We start from the raw sequence: 456 nt of genomic DNA, 5'->3' as shown, positions 1-456 counted from the left end.
CTCCAGCAGCGCGAAGCCGAGCTTACCGGTGTACCAGGCAATGGCTTCGTCGTAGTCGGCCACCACCAGGGTGGTCAGGGCAAGGCGCCGGTTCATGCCGACAGCGCTGCCTGCTGCGCGGCCAGCAGTTCGGCCACGCCCTTTTCGGCCAGGCCCAGCAGCGCATCCAGCTCATCGCGGCGGAAGGCATGGCCTTCGGCGGTGCCCTGCAGTTCGATGAAGCCGCCGCCGTCGTTCATCACCACGTTCATGTCGGTGTCGCAGTCGCTGTCTTCGGCGTAGTCCAGGTCCAGCACCGGGGTGCCACGGTACACGCCCACCGACACCGCAGCCACGGCGCCGAGGATCGGGTTGCGCTTGATGTCGCCACGCTTCATCAGCACGTTCACCGCATCGACCAGGGCCACGTAGGCGCCGGTGATGGCGGCGGTGCGGGTGCCACCGTCGGCCTGCAGC

At 68.2% G+C, this 456-nt stretch carries 2 protein-coding genes; both read right to left on the bottom strand.

Features of this window, described 5'->3' with window-relative positions:
- The coding region (locus tag VG556_RS22500; protein ID WP_423180067.1) for a VOC family protein at positions 1-96 on the bottom strand (96 nt) is incomplete at its 3' end.
- The coding region (gene rph, locus VG556_RS22495; RefSeq protein WP_423180066.1) for a ribonuclease PH at positions 93-456 on the bottom strand (364 nt) is incomplete at its 5' end. The genes VG556_RS22500 and rph, both read right to left, overlap by 4 nt.

It is taken from the genome of Stenotrophomonas sp. CASM106 (assembly GCF_049384825.1).
Lineage (GTDB): Bacteria > Pseudomonadota > Gammaproteobacteria > Xanthomonadales > Xanthomonadaceae > Stenotrophomonas > Stenotrophomonas muris.
This window is presented reverse-complemented; position numbering and strand designations above follow the sequence as displayed.